13 protein-coding genes are annotated in these 17,014 nt (G+C 40.7%); 6 read left to right on the top strand and 7 right to left on the bottom strand.

The annotated features are described in order from the left end of the window. The first annotated feature begins 114 nt into the window (after positions 1-114). From BV902_RS11830 to BV902_RS11850, 4 genes are all read left to right on the top strand, one after another. Positions 115-1,995 (top strand): MGH1-like glycoside hydrolase domain-containing protein, encoded by a 1,881-nt coding sequence (locus BV902_RS11830; protein WP_075992104.1) that lies wholly within the window; start codon positions 115-117, stop codon positions 1,993-1,995. 132 nt (positions 1,996-2,127) lie between these two features. Then, positions 2,128-2,994: an AraC family transcriptional regulator gene (locus BV902_RS11835; RefSeq protein ID WP_232475753.1), complete on the top strand. Its 867-nt coding sequence runs from the start codon at positions 2,128-2,130 to the stop codon at positions 2,992-2,994. 259 nt (positions 2,995-3,253) lie between these two features. Next, positions 3,254-3,778, top strand: coding sequence for a hypothetical protein (locus BV902_RS11845; RefSeq protein WP_075992107.1), 525 nt, complete (start codon positions 3,254-3,256; stop codon positions 3,776-3,778). Between the two features lie 188 nt (positions 3,779-3,966). Then, positions 3,967-4,320: a YtxH domain-containing protein gene (locus tag BV902_RS11850; RefSeq protein WP_075994736.1), complete on the top strand. Its 354-nt coding sequence runs from the start codon at positions 3,967-3,969 to the stop codon at positions 4,318-4,320. Positions 4,321-4,459: 139 nt separating this feature from the next. Here BV902_RS11850 and BV902_RS11855 read toward each other — a convergent pair whose 3' ends face one another. The 5 genes from BV902_RS11855 to BV902_RS11875 all read right to left on the bottom strand — a co-directional run bounded on the left by BV902_RS11855 (position 4,460) and on the right by BV902_RS11875 (position 10,859). Then, positions 4,460-5,383, bottom strand: a complete 924-nt coding sequence (locus tag BV902_RS11855; RefSeq protein ID WP_075992108.1) for a helix-turn-helix domain-containing protein — start codon at positions 5,381-5,383, stop codon at positions 4,460-4,462. 9 nt (positions 5,384-5,392) lie between these two features. After that, on the bottom strand, positions 5,393-6,289 hold the full coding sequence (locus BV902_RS11860) for an SDR family oxidoreductase (RefSeq protein ID WP_075992109.1): 897 nt from the start codon (positions 6,287-6,289) through the stop codon (positions 5,393-5,395). A 176-nt stretch (positions 6,290-6,465) separates the two neighbouring features. Next, on the bottom strand, positions 6,466-8,271 hold the full coding sequence (locus BV902_RS11865) for an ABC transporter ATP-binding protein (protein WP_075992110.1): 1,806 nt from the start codon (positions 8,269-8,271) through the stop codon (positions 6,466-6,468). After that, entirely contained in the window at positions 8,271-10,013 is a 1,743-nt protein-coding gene (locus tag BV902_RS11870; protein WP_075992111.1) for an ABC transporter ATP-binding protein, read from the bottom strand. The genes BV902_RS11865 and BV902_RS11870 overlap by 1 nt, the downstream gene beginning before the upstream one ends. A 24-nt stretch (positions 10,014-10,037) precedes the next feature. After that, positions 10,038-10,859, bottom strand: a complete 822-nt coding sequence (locus tag BV902_RS11875; RefSeq protein WP_075992112.1) for a hypothetical protein — start codon at positions 10,857-10,859, stop codon at positions 10,038-10,040. Between the two features lie 487 nt (positions 10,860-11,346). Between BV902_RS11875 and BV902_RS11880 the strand changes: the two genes are divergently transcribed. Beyond that, positions 11,347-12,636, top strand: a complete 1,290-nt coding sequence (locus BV902_RS11880) for a glycoside hydrolase family 71/99-like protein (RefSeq protein ID WP_075992113.1) — start codon at positions 11,347-11,349, stop codon at positions 12,634-12,636. Between the two features lie 340 nt (positions 12,637-12,976). Continuing rightward, positions 12,977-13,549, top strand: coding sequence for a glutathione peroxidase (locus BV902_RS11885; protein WP_083663810.1), 573 nt, complete (start codon positions 12,977-12,979; stop codon positions 13,547-13,549). A gap of 11 nt (positions 13,550-13,560) precedes the next feature. Here BV902_RS11885 and BV902_RS11890 read toward each other — a convergent pair whose 3' ends face one another. Together BV902_RS11890 and BV902_RS11895 are read right to left on the bottom strand one after the other, a co-directional pair. Next, a complete protein-coding gene (locus BV902_RS11890) occupies positions 13,561-14,103 on the bottom strand; it encodes an SMI1/KNR4 family protein (protein ID WP_075992114.1) in 543 nt (180 codons plus the stop codon). Between the two features lie 74 nt (positions 14,104-14,177). After that, positions 14,178-16,850 carry a DEAD/DEAH box helicase family protein gene (locus tag BV902_RS11895; RefSeq protein ID WP_075992115.1) on the bottom strand — a complete coding sequence of 891 codons (2,673 nt, stop codon included), beginning with the start codon at positions 16,848-16,850 and terminating at the stop codon, positions 14,178-14,180. Between the last annotated feature and the right edge of the window lie 164 nt (positions 16,851-17,014).

Raw genomic sequence — 17,014 nt, forward strand, 5'->3', positions numbered from 1 at the left:
ATTACTGCGATGAAAGCCGATCAATCTCCTGTTGATTCCTTCGGATGGACGTTAATGCTAATTTTTTAAGTTATAGCAGATCAACTATAAATTCGTTCTATTCCATATAGCCACATGAAAAGACAACATCGCTCCGTTTTTCTAAAATCTATTGTTTTAAGCAGCACAGCCTTTTTGGTTCTAGGTGTTCTTTTTTCCTGTTCGAGTAATCGAGGATTTTCGGGTAAGCAGGAATCGATATATCGCCATGAACTTGATCGTTTAAAGGAAGTGGCAAAAAATAACCTAACAGACAATATAAAGGAGTTCAATGCTTACGAGCACCGGCCAAAATCGGACGGTGCTTTTGACGAATCCAACAACAAAGAATTCTTGGTCAATAACATTCCGTATTTTGAGAGTTCCAACGATACCCTAAGTCGCGTGTATAATTATCGTTGGTGGATGATCAGCAAGCATCTTCGGGATTATTACGATCCACATGATTCAAAGAAATATTGGGTTATAACAGAATTTTTCGGGTATCCCGCCTGGGGATCCTTGAGTGGAGCGATTACCTGCCCAACAGCGCATCAGTTTTACGATGTACGTTGGCTTCGTGATCCAAAATACCTTCGATCTTATGCCGAATATTTTATGCTTGGATCAGCTTCCAAAATAAATCAACGGGAAAACGGTAATTTTTTGACCCATTTGAGCAGGCCCGAAAGTGTTCATTTTTCCAGCTGGATGGTCGATGGTATTGAATCATTTTTAAAAATTCATCCCGATCAGGCCTGGACGCAAAAGATGCTTCCCGCAATGGAGACCCATCAGCACCTTTTGGATAGCCTATTCACTGTAAAAAATCCAAATGCGAAGACCGACGGCATGTACAAAATTCTGGATCTGTACGATGGTATGGAATTCAGCCTTTCGGCGGTACTTGGCTTAATTGAAAGTAAAGGACCTTATGCTATTTATACCGATAGTACATGGAGAGATCTCTATTTAGGTTGGGGGACGACAGACAAGGCGGCAAATACGACTGCAGCGAGGGACTTTCCATTAGCCTTTACCAAAGGTTATCCTGATTTTTATTTGGTGCGCCCATCCGTTGGAAGTTATTCCTTTGGAAATAACAACGCATTGTACAATCTCTATAGACTGGAACAGCAACAACATCCTTCGATTAAGAATAAGGCGAAAGCAGATTACTATAAGGTCAGAAGCCAGGAAATACAGCAGAAATTTCTCCGGACACTTTGGAATTCAGATGATGGTTTTTTTAATACCTTGACTGCCGGTGACAACGCCTATGGTGTACGGGATTACGAAGCGCGGGTGCGGGAATCCGTTGGTTATACCCCCTGGTATTTCAAGATGATACCGCCTGAGGACAATAAAAAGTATGAAGTAGCTTGGGCGATGTTTACTTCTGAAAAAGGTTTCAATAACCACGAAGGAATGACCACGGCCGAAAGGCAACACCCCTATTACAATGAGCAGGCTTATGCCTGGAACGGCAGAGGATGGCCTTTTCAAAACTCGGTCGTCTATAAAGCATACAGCAACTATTTAAGAAATTATAAGAATCAAATCACTGCGCAGGACAAAGAGACACTGTACGAACAAATTATGAAGCTTACCCGACTTCACGGTTATACCCACCCAAATATCGGTGAATGGTATATACCAAGTGATGGCGAGCAATTTGGTGGACAGAATGATTATTTTCATTCAACCTATCCAGACATGATCATAGCAGATCTCATTGGCTTTAAGGCTACCCATCACAACAGCTTTCAGCTTCAGCCGCTGATACCTGCGGGCAAAATGGATTATTTTTACCTCGGAAACTTAGAATATCATGGGAAAACGATCGACATTGTCTGGAAAGAAGACTGGGATCAAAACAAACCAGGAAAACAGCCTATGTTATGCATTTGGGTAGATCATGTTTTAAAGGCAAGCAGCAAAGATCTTGGTGTCAAAATAGACGTAAATTTAGACTAATATCAACAGGTGTTTAACCAATTTAAAATACATCGATTGGATGAATCTATTTTAACGGAAATTTAGAAAATAAGACTCTATTGCACAACCATCATTTTAATTATACGGAACTCAATTGTTAAATTTGAGAAATTGAGCGGCACAATGGTAAATGATTACAAAAAGTATGAGCTATTTGGAAGACCGATGATGCAAAAAATTGCTTTGAAGGCACCATTTACATTTGAATTTCCAGTAGCGGAACAGGCTTGCTTCCTCTATGTGCTGGAAGGGGAGATGCAATACCAAGCAAATGACGAAGAGCTAACTATTGTGAAGCATTATTCCTTATTGCTGAATTGTATTAATTCTGGAAAGCGAATCCAAGATGTGAATCCAACGCAAGATTGTCAGCTGTTAATCGTCACTTTTTATCCAGATACCTTGAAGAAAGTTTACGATAGAGAGTTACCCTCGTTGCTGCTTGAACCCGAAAATATCATTTCAAACCAATCAAAAGAAAAAATTGACAATGATTTCCTGATCCAGAAATATGTGGAAGGCTTGCTGTTCTATTTTGAAAATCCTTCATTGATCAATGAAGATATACTGGTGCTCAAATTAAAAGAAATTATATTGCTCCTGTCCCAAACGAGAAACGCGTCGGTCATACGGGTGATATTATCACAGCTTTTTTCTTCAAGTACCTATTCGTTTAAACAGATCATTGAAGCCAATCTCTTTTCTCAATTGACCATTGAGCAGCTTGCGGAACAGAATAATCTGAGTGTTTCTTCATTTAAAAGAGAGTTTGCCAAATTATATCATGATACACCTGCCAGCTACATCAAAAATAAGAAGCTCGAAAAGGCGGCAGAGCTCCTTTTGGTTTCCAATCAGCGTGTTTCCGAAATTGCCTTTAACTGTGGATTTAACGACCTCGCAACATTTACAAAGAGTTTTAGTGACAAATACCACATATCGCCAACAAATTATCGTCGACAGCTTAAAAGCAACTAAAAACCAATGGTCATTTGTATATGGTATTCCATTTTTATCGAGGGGACCAAGTTTTCTCCAATAAGATTGTAGTCCTGTTATTTGAACTAAAATATCAAATCTTTGAACGAAATCAAAAAACCATTTTTCTTATTCTATTGCAACTTTGTAGTGTTCCATTAAAGGGTTGTTATTCCATGGATTGTGCCGTGAAAGCCTGACAACGACCTTACATTACAGGAACATTTTTTTGAAATTATCAACATTAAAAATAGAAAAAATGAATTTATCAGGTTTAGGAGTTTTCCACACAGTTATTGGTCTTACAGCACTTTTAGTCGCTGTATTAGGTTTTATCAGCTATGGCAAGATCAATCTTAAAGTATTATCGGGGAAGTTATATTTTTATGCGACAGCCATCACTTCTCTTACGGCATTAGGAATTTCGAAACAGGGTGGCTTCAATGCCGGGCATGTTTTTTCACTCTTCATCTTGGTTCTTGTCACGGTGGCCTATTGGCTGCACGCAACAAAGAAAAGTAGTACGAAGGCCCGGTATTTTGAGAATTTTCTATGGTCATTCAGTTTTTTCTTGTCGCTGGTGCCTGCTGTTAATGAGACCTTTACCAGAGTTCCAGTCGGACGTCCCTTGGCAACGGATATAAATGATCCAATTATTGGACAGACCCTTCTTTTCCTTTTTGTGCTTTTTATTATTGCAGTCATTTTTCAATACTTCAAACAAAAGAAAATCAACACTGAATTGGGGGCAGAACAAAAAGTCGAATCCAGTAGATCTATTTGATCCAAGCCGTTCTCGCACGCTCATCTTTAGCGCCTTTCGATTCATGTGATGCTGTAATCTAATTTGTTGTACATTATTTAAAATATGACAAACTAATCTTTTGCTTTTATTGTTAGAATTTGTAAGAGTTTAACAACATAATCATTTTGAAATATATGCTTAATTACGATTGTTTAAAAAAATTAAAGATGTGCGGCGGAAAAAATAATTCAACGGGATTACTCCTGGCAATGGTGGCGGGAGCGGCACTTGGTACATTGGTAGGGGTATTGGTGGCACCGAATAGTGGAAGAAAAACGCGAAAGAAAATCAAGGCAAAGACAAGGGATCTCAAAGAGCAGGCAAAACATACATACGAAGAAGTAGCCGATAAAGTGAAAGAAGAGTATGATCATGTGTCATCCTCAATTAGCGAGACAGTAGGCCATGTGGCTGATAAGGTCTCTGATGAATTTGATAAGTATAAAGGTCAAATAAGTGCTAAGACTGCCGAAGAGACAAAAGCGATTAAGGATGCAGTTAAAGATCAAAAAGAAAAATAACTTTTGATTCAAACAGCAGAACTGGCAATAGACATTGTGCGGTCTGCTGTTTCTTTTTTGATCTTCACCTCTTAAATTATAATGTCCATGACCAGATGGATCATTTCTCCCATATCCAATGGTCATTCGATGGTTTTCGTTAGTGAAATCCGGCTCGAAATTCCAGAGGCGAAAGTTTGGTTTTTGTTTTAAACAATTTGCTGAATGACTGTGAATGTTCAAAGCCTAATTCATAGGCGATTTGACTAACAGAAAGTGCCGTTGTTGACAATTTCTCCTTTGCTTTTTCAATCAGTTTTTCGTGAATATGCTGTTGGGTACTTTGCCCCGTTAATACTTTAAGCAAACTGCTGAGATACTTAGAGGAAATATTTAAGCTATCTGCGATATATTGAACGGATGGAAGACCCTTTGAGACCAAACCATCTGCAGAAAAATAAGCATTCAGCAGTTCTTCCAGGCGATTTAAAACCTGATGATTGGCTTTCTCTCGCGTCAGGAATTGTCGGTTGTAAAAACGCTCCGAATAATTCAGCAATGTTTCGAGGTTTGATACAATAATGTTCTTGCTGAATTTGTCCATATTTGCTCGATATTCCCGTTGGATATTTCCAATAATATCGTTTAGTGTTTTCTCTTCACTTTCTGAAAGAAATAAAGCTTCATTTGCCGAATAATCGAAGAATTCATGCTCTTTAATGGTTTTCGCCAATGTGGTATTCCATAAAAAGTCCGGATGAATAAGCAACATCCACCCGCTTCGGTTTACGTTGGCAACAGCGTCATTTTCTTCCAGTTTCAGCAATTGATTGGGCGACATAAAGCCGAGTACACCGTTGTCAAAATCAAAGAGCTGCTGCCCATAGCGCATTTTGCCTGTGATGCCTCTTTTATTGGAAATGACATAAAAATCAAACAATAAGGCCGAAGCATCATCCAAAGGAGAACGTTTCATCTTTGAATAGTCCACAACACTGAGCAATGGATGCTTAGGCTGTGGTAAACCTCTTAATTGATGAAATTCACTGATCGTTTTTATACGCTGTGTTCGACTTTGTGGCATATAACAAATTTATAAATAATTCTGATGAACATCTTCCAATAAACCGATATGCGTAGGCGACCAATCTAATTGCTGCTGTGTCTCAAAACTTGTCGCCGGGCTATCGAAGGTGATGAAATGGCTCAGCCATTGGAAATGTTTGACAATATCTTCACCCCGTAATGAAGTAACAGGCAAATGTAATTTCGTGCCGATCAGTTCAGCAATTGCACTGATTTTAATGCCAGTTTCACCAATAGCGTTGTACAATGCCCCAATTTCGGCTTTCTCGGCCACCTTGCAGAAAACTTTTGCAGCGTCTAAGCGATGAACTGCTGGCCAACGGTTGTCCCCATTTAAGGGATAGGTCGAAACGCCATGATTGCGCGCAAATTGGATCAGACTTGTTGTGAAGCCTGCCATAAAGCCAAGATCACTGCTGCCGTGAACAGAGGGTGGTAAGCGAACCACTGAAGCATGGACACCTTTTGCTGCCAGGGCCATTGCCGCAGGTTCTGAACCTCTCGGTGAATTTAGGAGTGTACTTTCCTCTGTGACGAACCCGTTGATAAGTGGTAGACCCAAGGTTCCAGCTGTAACGACAAGCGGTTTTTGTGTACCGAGCAGCACTTCGCCCATGGTATTGATCGCATTGATATCAATTTCGGCAGCTTTTGCATATTCATTTGCAAACATCAGATCGTGGGAAAACCCGGTATGGATGACGGCGTCGGCGTTTGAAGCGGCTTGTTTTAATATATCCAAGTGTTGAAGATCGCCACGGATTACCTTAGCACCCAAATTGGCGATTATCTCTGCTGATTTTTCTGAGCGTGCTAAACCAGTTACTTGATGTCCCGCATCGATCATTTCTTGAACGACTGCTGAACCGATGAAGCCCGAAGCTCCAGTTATAAATACTTTCATAATCTTTTTTTTCTTGAGACAAAGTTCGATGTAAAGTTGCCCGCAGATGTATCCAAATGTCAGAATGTTGTAGCCATCTTTCAGAAAATCGATGAACTTGTATTTCGTAAGCTGCAGTATTTTTCAAAACAAGGCTTCTTTCATGAAAGGAGTATCGTATTAAAACCTCGAAATGATCAGTCAAACTGTCCCATATACAAACGATAATATTTACCTTTTTGCTTTAAGAGTTCTGCATGCGAACCGAACTCGGCGATTCTCCCTTTTTCGATCAGACAGATTACGTCGGCATTCCTTATGGTCGAGAGTCTATGGGCAATGACGAAGCTTGTTTTGTCTTGCATTAACCGGTCAATACCTTCCTGAATAGCAATTTCAGTGCGTGTATCGATTGAGCTGGTCGCCTCATCCAATATTAAGATTGGCGTGTTGGCCACAGTTGCCCGGGCGATGTTAATTAACTGCCGCTGTCCCTGACTCAGATTGGCCCCGTCATTGGTCAATTCGGTTTTATACCCTTGTGGCAGTTGCATGATAAAGCTATCTGCGGCAGCAAGCTTTGCTGCCGCTATCACTTCATCATCCGTTGCGGTGAGCCTGCCATAACGGATGTTTTCCATGACCGTATCGGTAAACAAATGGGTGTCCTGAAATACGATAGACAGTTTTTTACGCAGTTCATTGCGATCCAACTTAAAAATCGATGTCTTGTCTAAAAGAATATCCCCGGATAGCAAAGGGTAAAAGCGAGGTAGCAAATTGATAATTGTCGACTTGCCGGCGCCGGTCTCACCCACGAAAGCGATCTTTTGTCCTGGTTTTACATCGATGTCAATATCAAATAAAACCTGTTTTTCGGGTACATAGCCAAAATTTACATGCGATAGTGTCACTTGGCCCTGAATCGGGACCGGCATTGGCAATGGATCTATCGTTTCACTTTCAGGAGCAGTGTCAATAACGGCAAAAATACGTTCTGCGCCCGCAAGAGCTGCCTGTAAGCTGTTATATTGGCTGGAAATCTCGTTTACAGGTCGTCCAAATTGCCGTGCATACTGTAAAAATGCAGTTAACCCCCCTAAATCAAATCCACGAGTGATCACTAGAATACCACCTGCGATGGTAGTCAGCGCGTAGTTAATGGTGCTCATATTCGCCATCAAAGGCATCATCATTCCGGAATAAAACTGGGCCTTTGTTGCTTTTTCTCGCAGTACCTGATTAAGCTGCTCAAATTGTTCGATGGCGGCGTTTTCGTGTCCAAAAACCTTCACTACCTTTTGTCCGCTGATCATTTCCTCCACATAGCCATTGGCATTACCGAGCGCAGCTTGGTTGGCGGCAAAAAAACTCTTGCTTTTGTTGATGATCAGTTTCGCCAGATATAACATCAGCGGAATCATGATTAATGCAATAATCGATAGGATAGGGCTGATATACAGCATGAGGGCGAGTGTCCCCAACAAAGTAATTGAGCTGATTAAAAGCTGTGTGATACTATTATTCAGGGCATCGCTTACTGTATCCATGTCATTGGTGAAGCGACTCATCAGATCGCCATGCTGATGGGTATCGTAAAATTGCAAAGGGAGGTACTGCATGCGGTCGAATAGATCATTTCGGAGGTTAGAAATCGTTTTCTGTGCCACTTTTATGGTCAGTCGGTATTGCAACATGTTGAAAATTCCTGTAGCGATATAAATTCCGATCATGACTAGGGCAATTTGTCCTAGACCAACAATATCTTTTTTGAGGACATAATTGTTGATAGCAGGCCGTAAAAGGTAGTTGCCTGCCAGTGTTCCCGCAGTTCCCAGCAAAAGTGAAATTAAAATCAGCAGGAGCATCAGTCGTTGCGAAGAAAGGTAGCGCATCAATCGCCATAAAGCCTTAAATCCCTGTTGAGGCTTTTCATTTTTAATGCGTCTTGAACTACCGGGGCCAGGTAAACTCACGGGAATGGATTTGTTTGAGGTACTCATTAGGCTTCTTCTTTTTGCAGGTGTTGTGACTGATAAATTTCCTGATAGCTGGTATTTGTTTGCAGAAGTACATCGTGTGATCCAGAACCGACAATGCGGCCTTCTTCCATGACCAATATTTGGTCGGCATGCATGACGCTCGAAATACGCTGCGCGATAATCAATAGTGTGGTGTTCTGCAGATAATTTTTTAAACCTTCACGTATTTTTCGATCGGTATCGATGTCCACAGCACTTGTACTGTCGTCCATAATCAAGATTTTAGGTTTCTTCAATAAAGCCCTGGCAATACATATGCGTTGTTTTTGTCCTCCTGAAACATTGACGCCTCCTTGTCCCAGTAGTGTTTGATAGCCGCTGGGAAAGGAGCGTATAAAATCGTCTGCACAAGCAATCCCGGCAGCGGCATAAATATCCTCTTCTGTTGCCTGCTCATTTCCCCATTTGAGATTTTCTAAAATAGTTCCTGAAAAAAGTTGGTTCTGCTGCAACACAATCGCAATCTGGCTGCGCAGTTCCTGGAGTTGGTAATTTCTGACATCGATGCCATCTACTAAAACGGCACCTTCAGACACATCATATAGTCGTGGAATTAATTGTACCAAAGTGCTCTTTCCCGAACCTGTGCCACCTATGATTGCTAGGATAGTCGCAGGCTTTACTTCGAAGCTAATATTGTCAAGGTTGGGTTTTTCACTTTGTGTGTTGTAACGGAAAGTGACTTGCTTAAATGCGATCCGTCCCGCTGTGATGGCATATCTATTTTGGAGGCCTTCCGCAGTATCCGTTAAGGAGGGTTGTTTCTCTAAAACTTCTTCAATTCTATCGCCAGAAGCGATTGCCCTTGAAATCATCATGAAAGTCAATGAAAGCAGCATCAAAGAAATAAGGATTTGCGTGATATAACTTAGAAATGACATCAATCCACCCAGCGCAAGCGTTCCGGTCATTACTTTCTGTCCGCCAAACCAGGTCACGGCAACAAGCGACAAACCCATCACCAATTGCATGACAGGCATGATAAGGACAACGATGCTCGAAGCTTTGGTGGCAACATCCATCAGATCGAAATTCACTTTGTCGAATTTCTTTTTCTCAAAATCCTGTCGTACAAAAGCTTTTACTACCCGCACATTGAGTAGATTTTCCTGCACAACACTATTGACACGGTCAACTGCCTGCTGCATCTTGATAAAAAAGGGGAGTCCTTTGCGTAATAAAATAAAAATACTTAAGGCCAATATAGGCAATGCAATGGCCATCACGATGGACAGATCCTTATTAATAGAAACTGCAAAGATGATAGCAAAAACCATCATAAGGGGTGCTCTTAGAAGCATACGCAAGCACATCATCATGACTTGCTGCATCATATTGGTATCGTTGGTGAGCCGTGTTGTAAGCGAGGCCGAACTGAAATAATCGGTATCCGCAAAAGCAAAGGATTGTATTTTTCGAAACAAGGCCGTCCGGAGATTCGTCGCAAAACCCACCGACGCGTGTGCAGAGTAATAGATGTTGCATAAATTGGCAACGATAGCAACGATCGCTAATCCGATCATGGCCAATCCAATTTTCAAAATGTAGTTGATATCTTTATGCAAGATTCCGTCGTCGACAATGATAGACATCAGACGGGGTTGTACAATCTCGCAAAATACATCGATCACAACGAAAAAAGGAATAATCAAAAAAGCCTTTCTAAATGACTTGGTATAAGGGGTAAACGTGGAAAGCTTCATCTGCCTGTATATCCATTAAATCATCTAGTCCAGTTTGTAAGCCTGAACGCTGTTACTCCTAACGGTAGGCACATACAGCATACCTGAAGATTTGTCGTATCCGATATCGGCAGCGTTTATCTTTTTGTCACGTGTGTCAAGTAATATAGCATTGGAGCCGTCAGGTTTGACATGGTAGATCAGTCCTTGCCAGCCAGAAACTACAAATTCGTTGGGTTTAATTTGTACGACACCGTCCAATCCGCCTTCCATACCTTTCGATATTACGGTAGTTTTTTTATCCTGATCTATTTTAACAAGCGCGCCATCCGATAGCACATACAAGTCTTTGCCGACAGCCAGCAACCCATTTGCACCTTTTAGGTTTTCAGCATACAGCATAGGAGAGTCGTTTTCAATGCGATAGATTTTTCCAAGTCGCGTATCACTTACATAAACGATACCCTTTGAGTCAACAGTAATGTCATTGAGCAGCTCAGCACCATCAATGGTAATTCTTTTGACGATGCTTGCTTTATCTATATCGATGACGGCAATGGATTTAGAGAATGCTTCAGCCGCGTAGAGCCGGTTTTTGTGGATTCCTATACCCAAAACAGCATTGAGTCCTGTAACCCAATCTCTTTTGATAAATTTTCCGTCCATATCCAGTTTACTGATGAATGCCGTAGTATTAGGTTCGAAGGCGATCGTATTTGAAACATAGAGTACTTTGTTTTTTGCATCTACCCAAACGGACTCTGGAGATCTTAGGGTGGTGTCCGATTGCCATTGAGGCGTTAAAGACTTCTGTCCAAATAGGACTTGTACAAACATGATAAGGGTTAATGTTAACGTAATTTTCATAGAAAATCGGATTGAGATTTATATTAGTTTAATTTATTCGAATTAAATAACGATTACCCAAGGGAACTTTGGTCTTCCGCTAAAGAAGAAATAGTTGTAGTCAAGAAAAAAATCGACCATTGAGTTCATTTAATATACAGAATTTAGAACGTATTGTTTTCTTTTTTCGAAAGAAAACCTCATCGGATCGCTCAGATCAATTACTTCTTTATAAATAAACTGGTGCAGCATTTGTTTTCAATACACAGCAAAATTACTGTACGCACATTAAACGTATTTATAAATAATTTTTCATTTTATACAGATTTATGGAAGCTATTAATTTCTTGTTAATAGTTCATTAATGGTACATAATAACTTTGATTTCAAGAATAACCCCAGTAAAAATTTAGCCTTCCGGAACAGCGAGGCAGTATGGGAACTAGCATTGAAATAAACCAATATGTATAAACCAGTCTTCAACCATTTATAAAAAAATCACTTAATTATGAGTATTAAACAGCAGAAAAAAGTATGTATAATCTTCTTGTTGATCGCTTTGATGATGTCCTGTTCAAAGAGCGAAAAGAAGATTGAAGAATCTATCCCGAAAGAGGAGGCCAAAAAAGCGAATGGCAACAATGGGCTTTCCGCGACAGGCGATGTCGTTGGGCAGATTACCGTGGGATACCAGGGCTGGTTTTCCTGTGCGGGTGACAATTCACCCATGGGAACACATTGGTGGCACTGGACTGAGGCTTGGCAACAGACGCCGAGCCAGGGTAATTTCCATATTACTTCTTGGCCTGACAACAGCGAATACAAAAAAAAATACAATACCAATTTACCGGCATTGGGCAATGGTTCGCCTGCATCTCTGTTTTCTTCATTTGACGATCAGACAGTCAATGTCCAATTTAAATGGATGAAGGATTACGGTATCCACACGGCGGCATTGCAGCGATTTAATCCCACAGGGATAGAAGGTCCTATTCGTAATGCGATTACGGCTAAAGTTAAAACTGCCGCCGAGCAACATGGTATCAAATTCTATATCATGTATGATGTGTCTGCCTGGGTTAATATGCAGGCTGAGATAAAAAATGATTGGCTAAATCTGATGAAACAATATACCCAGTCTACTGCCTATGCCAAACAGAACGGCAAGCCTGTGGTCGGTATTTGGGGATTCGGTTTTAATGACAACAACCATCCCTGGTCAGCAGCCGTTTGTCTGGAGGTTATTCAGTGGTTTCGCGATCAAGGCTGCTATGTCATGGGCGGTACGCCAACACACTGGAGGTTGGCACAAACAGGAGGAGATTCGAGACAAGGCTATATCGATGTCTACAAATCATTTGATATGTTGTCACCTTGGATGGTAGGCCGCATCGGAACCATTGCAGACGTGGACCATTATGCGCAGCATATCCAAAATGCTGATCTACAGTTTTGCAATTTAAATAACATAGACTATCAGCCCTGTGTATTGCCGGGGTCACTGCAGGAGGGGCAACGAAAACATGGTGATTTTATGTGGCGACAACTCTATAATTTGACCGCGCTTGGTGTCAAGAGCATTTATGTGTCCATGTTTGATGAGTACAACGAATCCAATCAGATAGCGAAGACAGCTGCAACTCAACATGATGTTCCTGTTGGGCTGGGGATTAAATCTATGGATGAAGATGGGACTGTTTGCTCTTCAGATTATTATCTCCGGATCACAATGGATGGTGGAAAGATGCTAAAGGGACAGATAGGGCTAAGCCCAAATAGACCAACATCCCCTCAATAAGTCAACTTTAACGTACACAATTGGTTTATATAGTTTAATAGTGTAGCCGAATCTTTGTCATGAAGATTCGGTTTTTTATACTGTTTATTATCCGATCAGAAAAGCATTTTTCATTTCCAATTCAGACTTTCTTTAGTAACTTTAATCCATTGTAAACGCTGAACTCATCGTTTATAAGACTTTGCAGAATACGTTTTGCCTTGTACAACGTTGATCGGCAAGGTTGTTATGTATCGTCCTTGGTCGCAAGTCCAAGGGTGTTCATCGACCTAAGTAAAGACGATTCTGGGATGGTTTCGTGCATATATCGATTGTCATGTTTCAAAAAAAAATAAAAAAAATGCTCTTTATAATTTTATTCATTGTTGCGGTAGTCGCCGCAGGTGTGGCCTATTATTTATTCACCAATGGTAACGTTAAAGTAGATATGGCTTTGAAATCAGCTACTCTATATGGATTTAAAGTTAAGGGGTTGGACGGCTCGTCCATCGATTTCGCGCAATTTAAAGGTAAAAAGATACTCATTGTAAACACCGCTTCTAAATGCGGGTTTACACCTCAGTACGAGGGGCTTGAACGCTTATATAAAAGATTCAGTGATAAGTTGGTTATTATAGGTTTTCCTTCAAATGATTTTTTAGACCAAGAACCTGGTAAGGATGCCGAAATAGCTGCTTTTTGTCAACGGAATTACGGCGTAACTTTTCCGATGGCAGCAAAAATTGATGTTAAAGGAAAACGGCAGGCGCCTATTTATCAGTGGTTGACCAACAAAAGCTTGAACGGCGTAGAAAGTTCTGCTGTCTTGTGGAATTTTCAGAAATATCTAATCGATGAAAATGGCAGGCTTATGAAGCATTTTCCTCCAAAAATAGATCCCGAGGATCCTGCAATTGTAGCGTTGCTCGAGTAATTAGATAGCGCTCATTCAACTTTCTTTAAACATTTGAAAGTCCGCGGTAGTGGATGGCTGCAGAATGGGAGAAATTCTTTAATAGAACCGCCAGTCAAATTACTAATGAGTTCATCGATTGATTTGCCAGCTTTTCTAAATCCTGTACCCTTAAAATCTGTTATATAAATATCCAGTTCGCCTGCTGCATCAATTTCATAGTCCCAAAAGAGATAGTGGCCATTGTCGCTGGAAGCGAAGGGAAACAATCGCTTTACGATTGGCAGCGAGCAGTCAGGACCTATTTCAAACCAGATATCATCATTTTTAACATCATCAATATAGGTACTTCTAATTTCATCGGATCTAACAGTTAATGAATCTCCATAGTTGCCCATCGGAATATAAATATGAAATTCACCTAATGCTAACCCGTATCCATAGTTTTTTACAAAGGATTTGTATGATTTAGGAAAAGCTTTTCCATTTGGGAATCTAAAATTCTCAAGAATTGACTGATCCCCAAATTCAGAAGGTGTACCTTCTATTTGCAGATCAAAGGTATTATTTAGCATAACGTTTTTATAAAAATTCGCATATTACGATTCAAAATTTCCTGCCTATTGTTGATTTTTTTTGACTTATTTCTTTACCGCCACTTACTTACCTGCAGTACGTTTTCATCCAGTTGTGCCGCTAATGATTTCGCCCGTGCTTTTAAGATCAATTTTCTGCCAGTAATTGTTCGGGTAAAGATTAAATCACAATTCCCAACGTGTGCTTCCCACTGATTGCTAAAATATTCGGCGAACTCTTTTTTGCGTGCCAACAGTTCCGGAACAGCATGATAATCTTCCTGCTTGACAAAAAAAGCAAATTTGTTTTTCCTGACAATCACATAACGCGGATTATTGATCGGCGCAATAATCTCCTGTAGTGCATTGATAAATGTTGATTTGTCGTATGTTGTGCCTCCTTCTAAATGGCAGTAAACGGAACCCGAGCGATCAACTTGCGTTTCTATTCTTACTTCGTTTCGATCAGTCCGTATGATATGAGCTTTTAGCAAGCCATTTAAGAGTGCATAACTCACTTGGTTGAGATCTTTGGAAATATCTCGGTATTTCAAATATAGTCTGAGTGACCTGACTGTATTTCTACCGAAAAGTAGCATTCCGACTGCACTCAAGCTGGCCATGTAAATATAAAAATCTTTTAGGCTTTGCATATTTTTTAATGCTCTAAAAAATCCCTGTACATTGTCAAGCCCAAAACTAAGCCAGGCAGCGCCCACTGTCGCGAGTACGTTTCTAATTGTTTTGTTGAGATACAACGATTTTACACGTTGATAATCTTGTTCTTCCGCAAAAGGTATCTTGATCTCCTCGACGAGATTCACTCCTTTGCTAAGCGCATCATTCCACCGCTGTCTGAGGTTCTCTCGGTCGGCAGCAAATAACAACATTTCCGCATTTTTCCGTGAAATTTCCCCAACGTTGTTTATGTTTTCGGGTAGATCAAAACGGCCTATACCATTTTCAATTTCAGGTTCTTGTCGCAGCGAGACGCCGACAAAACTTTTGAACCGTCGCTTTAATAATTTAAGGTCATCACCGCCCGTTGCGGAAGTGGAGTCGGCACATACCAAATGCCAGATATTTGCCGTTTTGTCCTTATTGCCCTGTTGCGCTCTGATAGCCCGACCCCGCATCTGATTGGAAAGTACAAATGAGCCGACAAAGCTCGCTAAAATCAGGGCATTGATTGCCGGAGCGTCCCAGCCTTCACCTAACAATGACTTGGTCCCCAGTAGGACTTCAATTTCTCCAGTCTGAAATAGCTGTGTGACGATGTGAACGATATCGTGTTTAAGTCCCTCTGTCTGGTTTATTAAAAGGTAATTTGTATCAAAAGGAACAGGGCTCGCAGCGTTGTCATAAATATCATACTTAGCAGCAGTGGTTTGAAATGCAGCGTAAGTGCTAGCCGGAATAATGATCATGGATCCTGTAAGTACAGCGATTTTCTTATTATTCTTATTTTCCCGTCTCAATTTTTCGAAAATAGGGATAACACCTATTTTGTTCAATTCAAGCGTATTATGGTCGGTGCTTACATAGAATTCTTTTCGGATAAAATCCGAAAGGACTACCAGCCGTAGGTTTCTACCCAATCTTTCATATTCAAAATCCACAATCGCTGTAATAGCGTCCATTTTACTGATACTGGATGTCAAATATTGTCGGACACGGCTATTTTGGGAAAAGTTAACCCGTTTTCTTTCCGTGGCACCATGCCTTTGTAATCTATTTTCTAGCATGTTGCGGTGTTCTTCAAACGCATTGAAATGTACCTTTTCCTGGTACAGATAAAATTCAAGTAGAATTTCGAGCCATTCATAATCCAGGCGAGGTATTTTAAAATCTTTGCCACCGATGATCTCCATATGGAGCTCGGGAATTGGAATTTGGTTGGCATGGAGAAAAATTAAGCATGCTGAGTAATATTTCAGGTTATTATAGACCCAGTCGAGATCATCCATCGGGTTTAACCATATCGGATGATTTTGGACCGCCTGAAGTACGATTTTGTCGCTGCTTACCTCCTTAAACAGTTTAAGCATGCCATCCCTATAATCGGCAATAAACTGTCTTTCCTTTTGGCTAGGATTGGTGAAATAGATATAATCCTGATGTGGACATAGATCACCCTCAATGACAAGTTCGGGGACGGAAATTTCTGCATCTATGGGGCCATTGAGGTCCATGTAGCGCTGCCATTCTGTTGGAGTGACGTCGTAAGGTGGAGTTGCTGTTAGACCAACAACCGTCGGCTTCAGCTTTTTCTTTATATGGGTTAATGTATGCCACCATTCATTTTTAAGATGGTGTGCTTCGTCGACGACAATCGTACCGATTTTTTGCGATTTCAATCCCTTTAGGATAAGCTCAAGGTTTGACCCGAGCTCCGGTGCATCCTGATCATTGCAGGCAGCATGCAGCCCCTGATAGGTTACTACGGTGAAAAATTTCGGATTCCGGATATCCCTGGAGATCCAGTCCTGCACGGTGTCCGTTTGAAGAAAAAGTTCACAGAACCGTTGTATCCATTGGTTACGGATTGCACGTGTCGGTGCGAGAATTAGTGTTGGTTTATTGATGCGTATAGCGACTTCAAGCCCCAAAACTGTCTTACCTGAACCAGGTGGTGCCACCACATGTAAATGACCATCTTTAAGATGCTCTTGTAATTCTTCAAGTACCCGAAGTTGGTACTTGCGCCATGAATATTTGAATTTAATTGCTTTAGGGTATTCAGTCAATAGATCCGGATAATTTAAAATTTACACTATATTGTAGTGCAATATACCAATTTTGGTTGCAAATACGATTTGCCGTAGAAGACTTGTGTAATTCCTTCTATTGACCTCGAATATAAGTGGTATATTAAAACTATATTTCTTTTAAGTTAAATATTGTATATGCT

This window comes from Sphingobacterium sp. B29, assembly GCF_001952815.1.
In the GTDB taxonomy this organism is placed as follows: Bacteria; Bacteroidota; Bacteroidia; order Sphingobacteriales; family Sphingobacteriaceae; genus Sphingobacterium; species Sphingobacterium siyangense.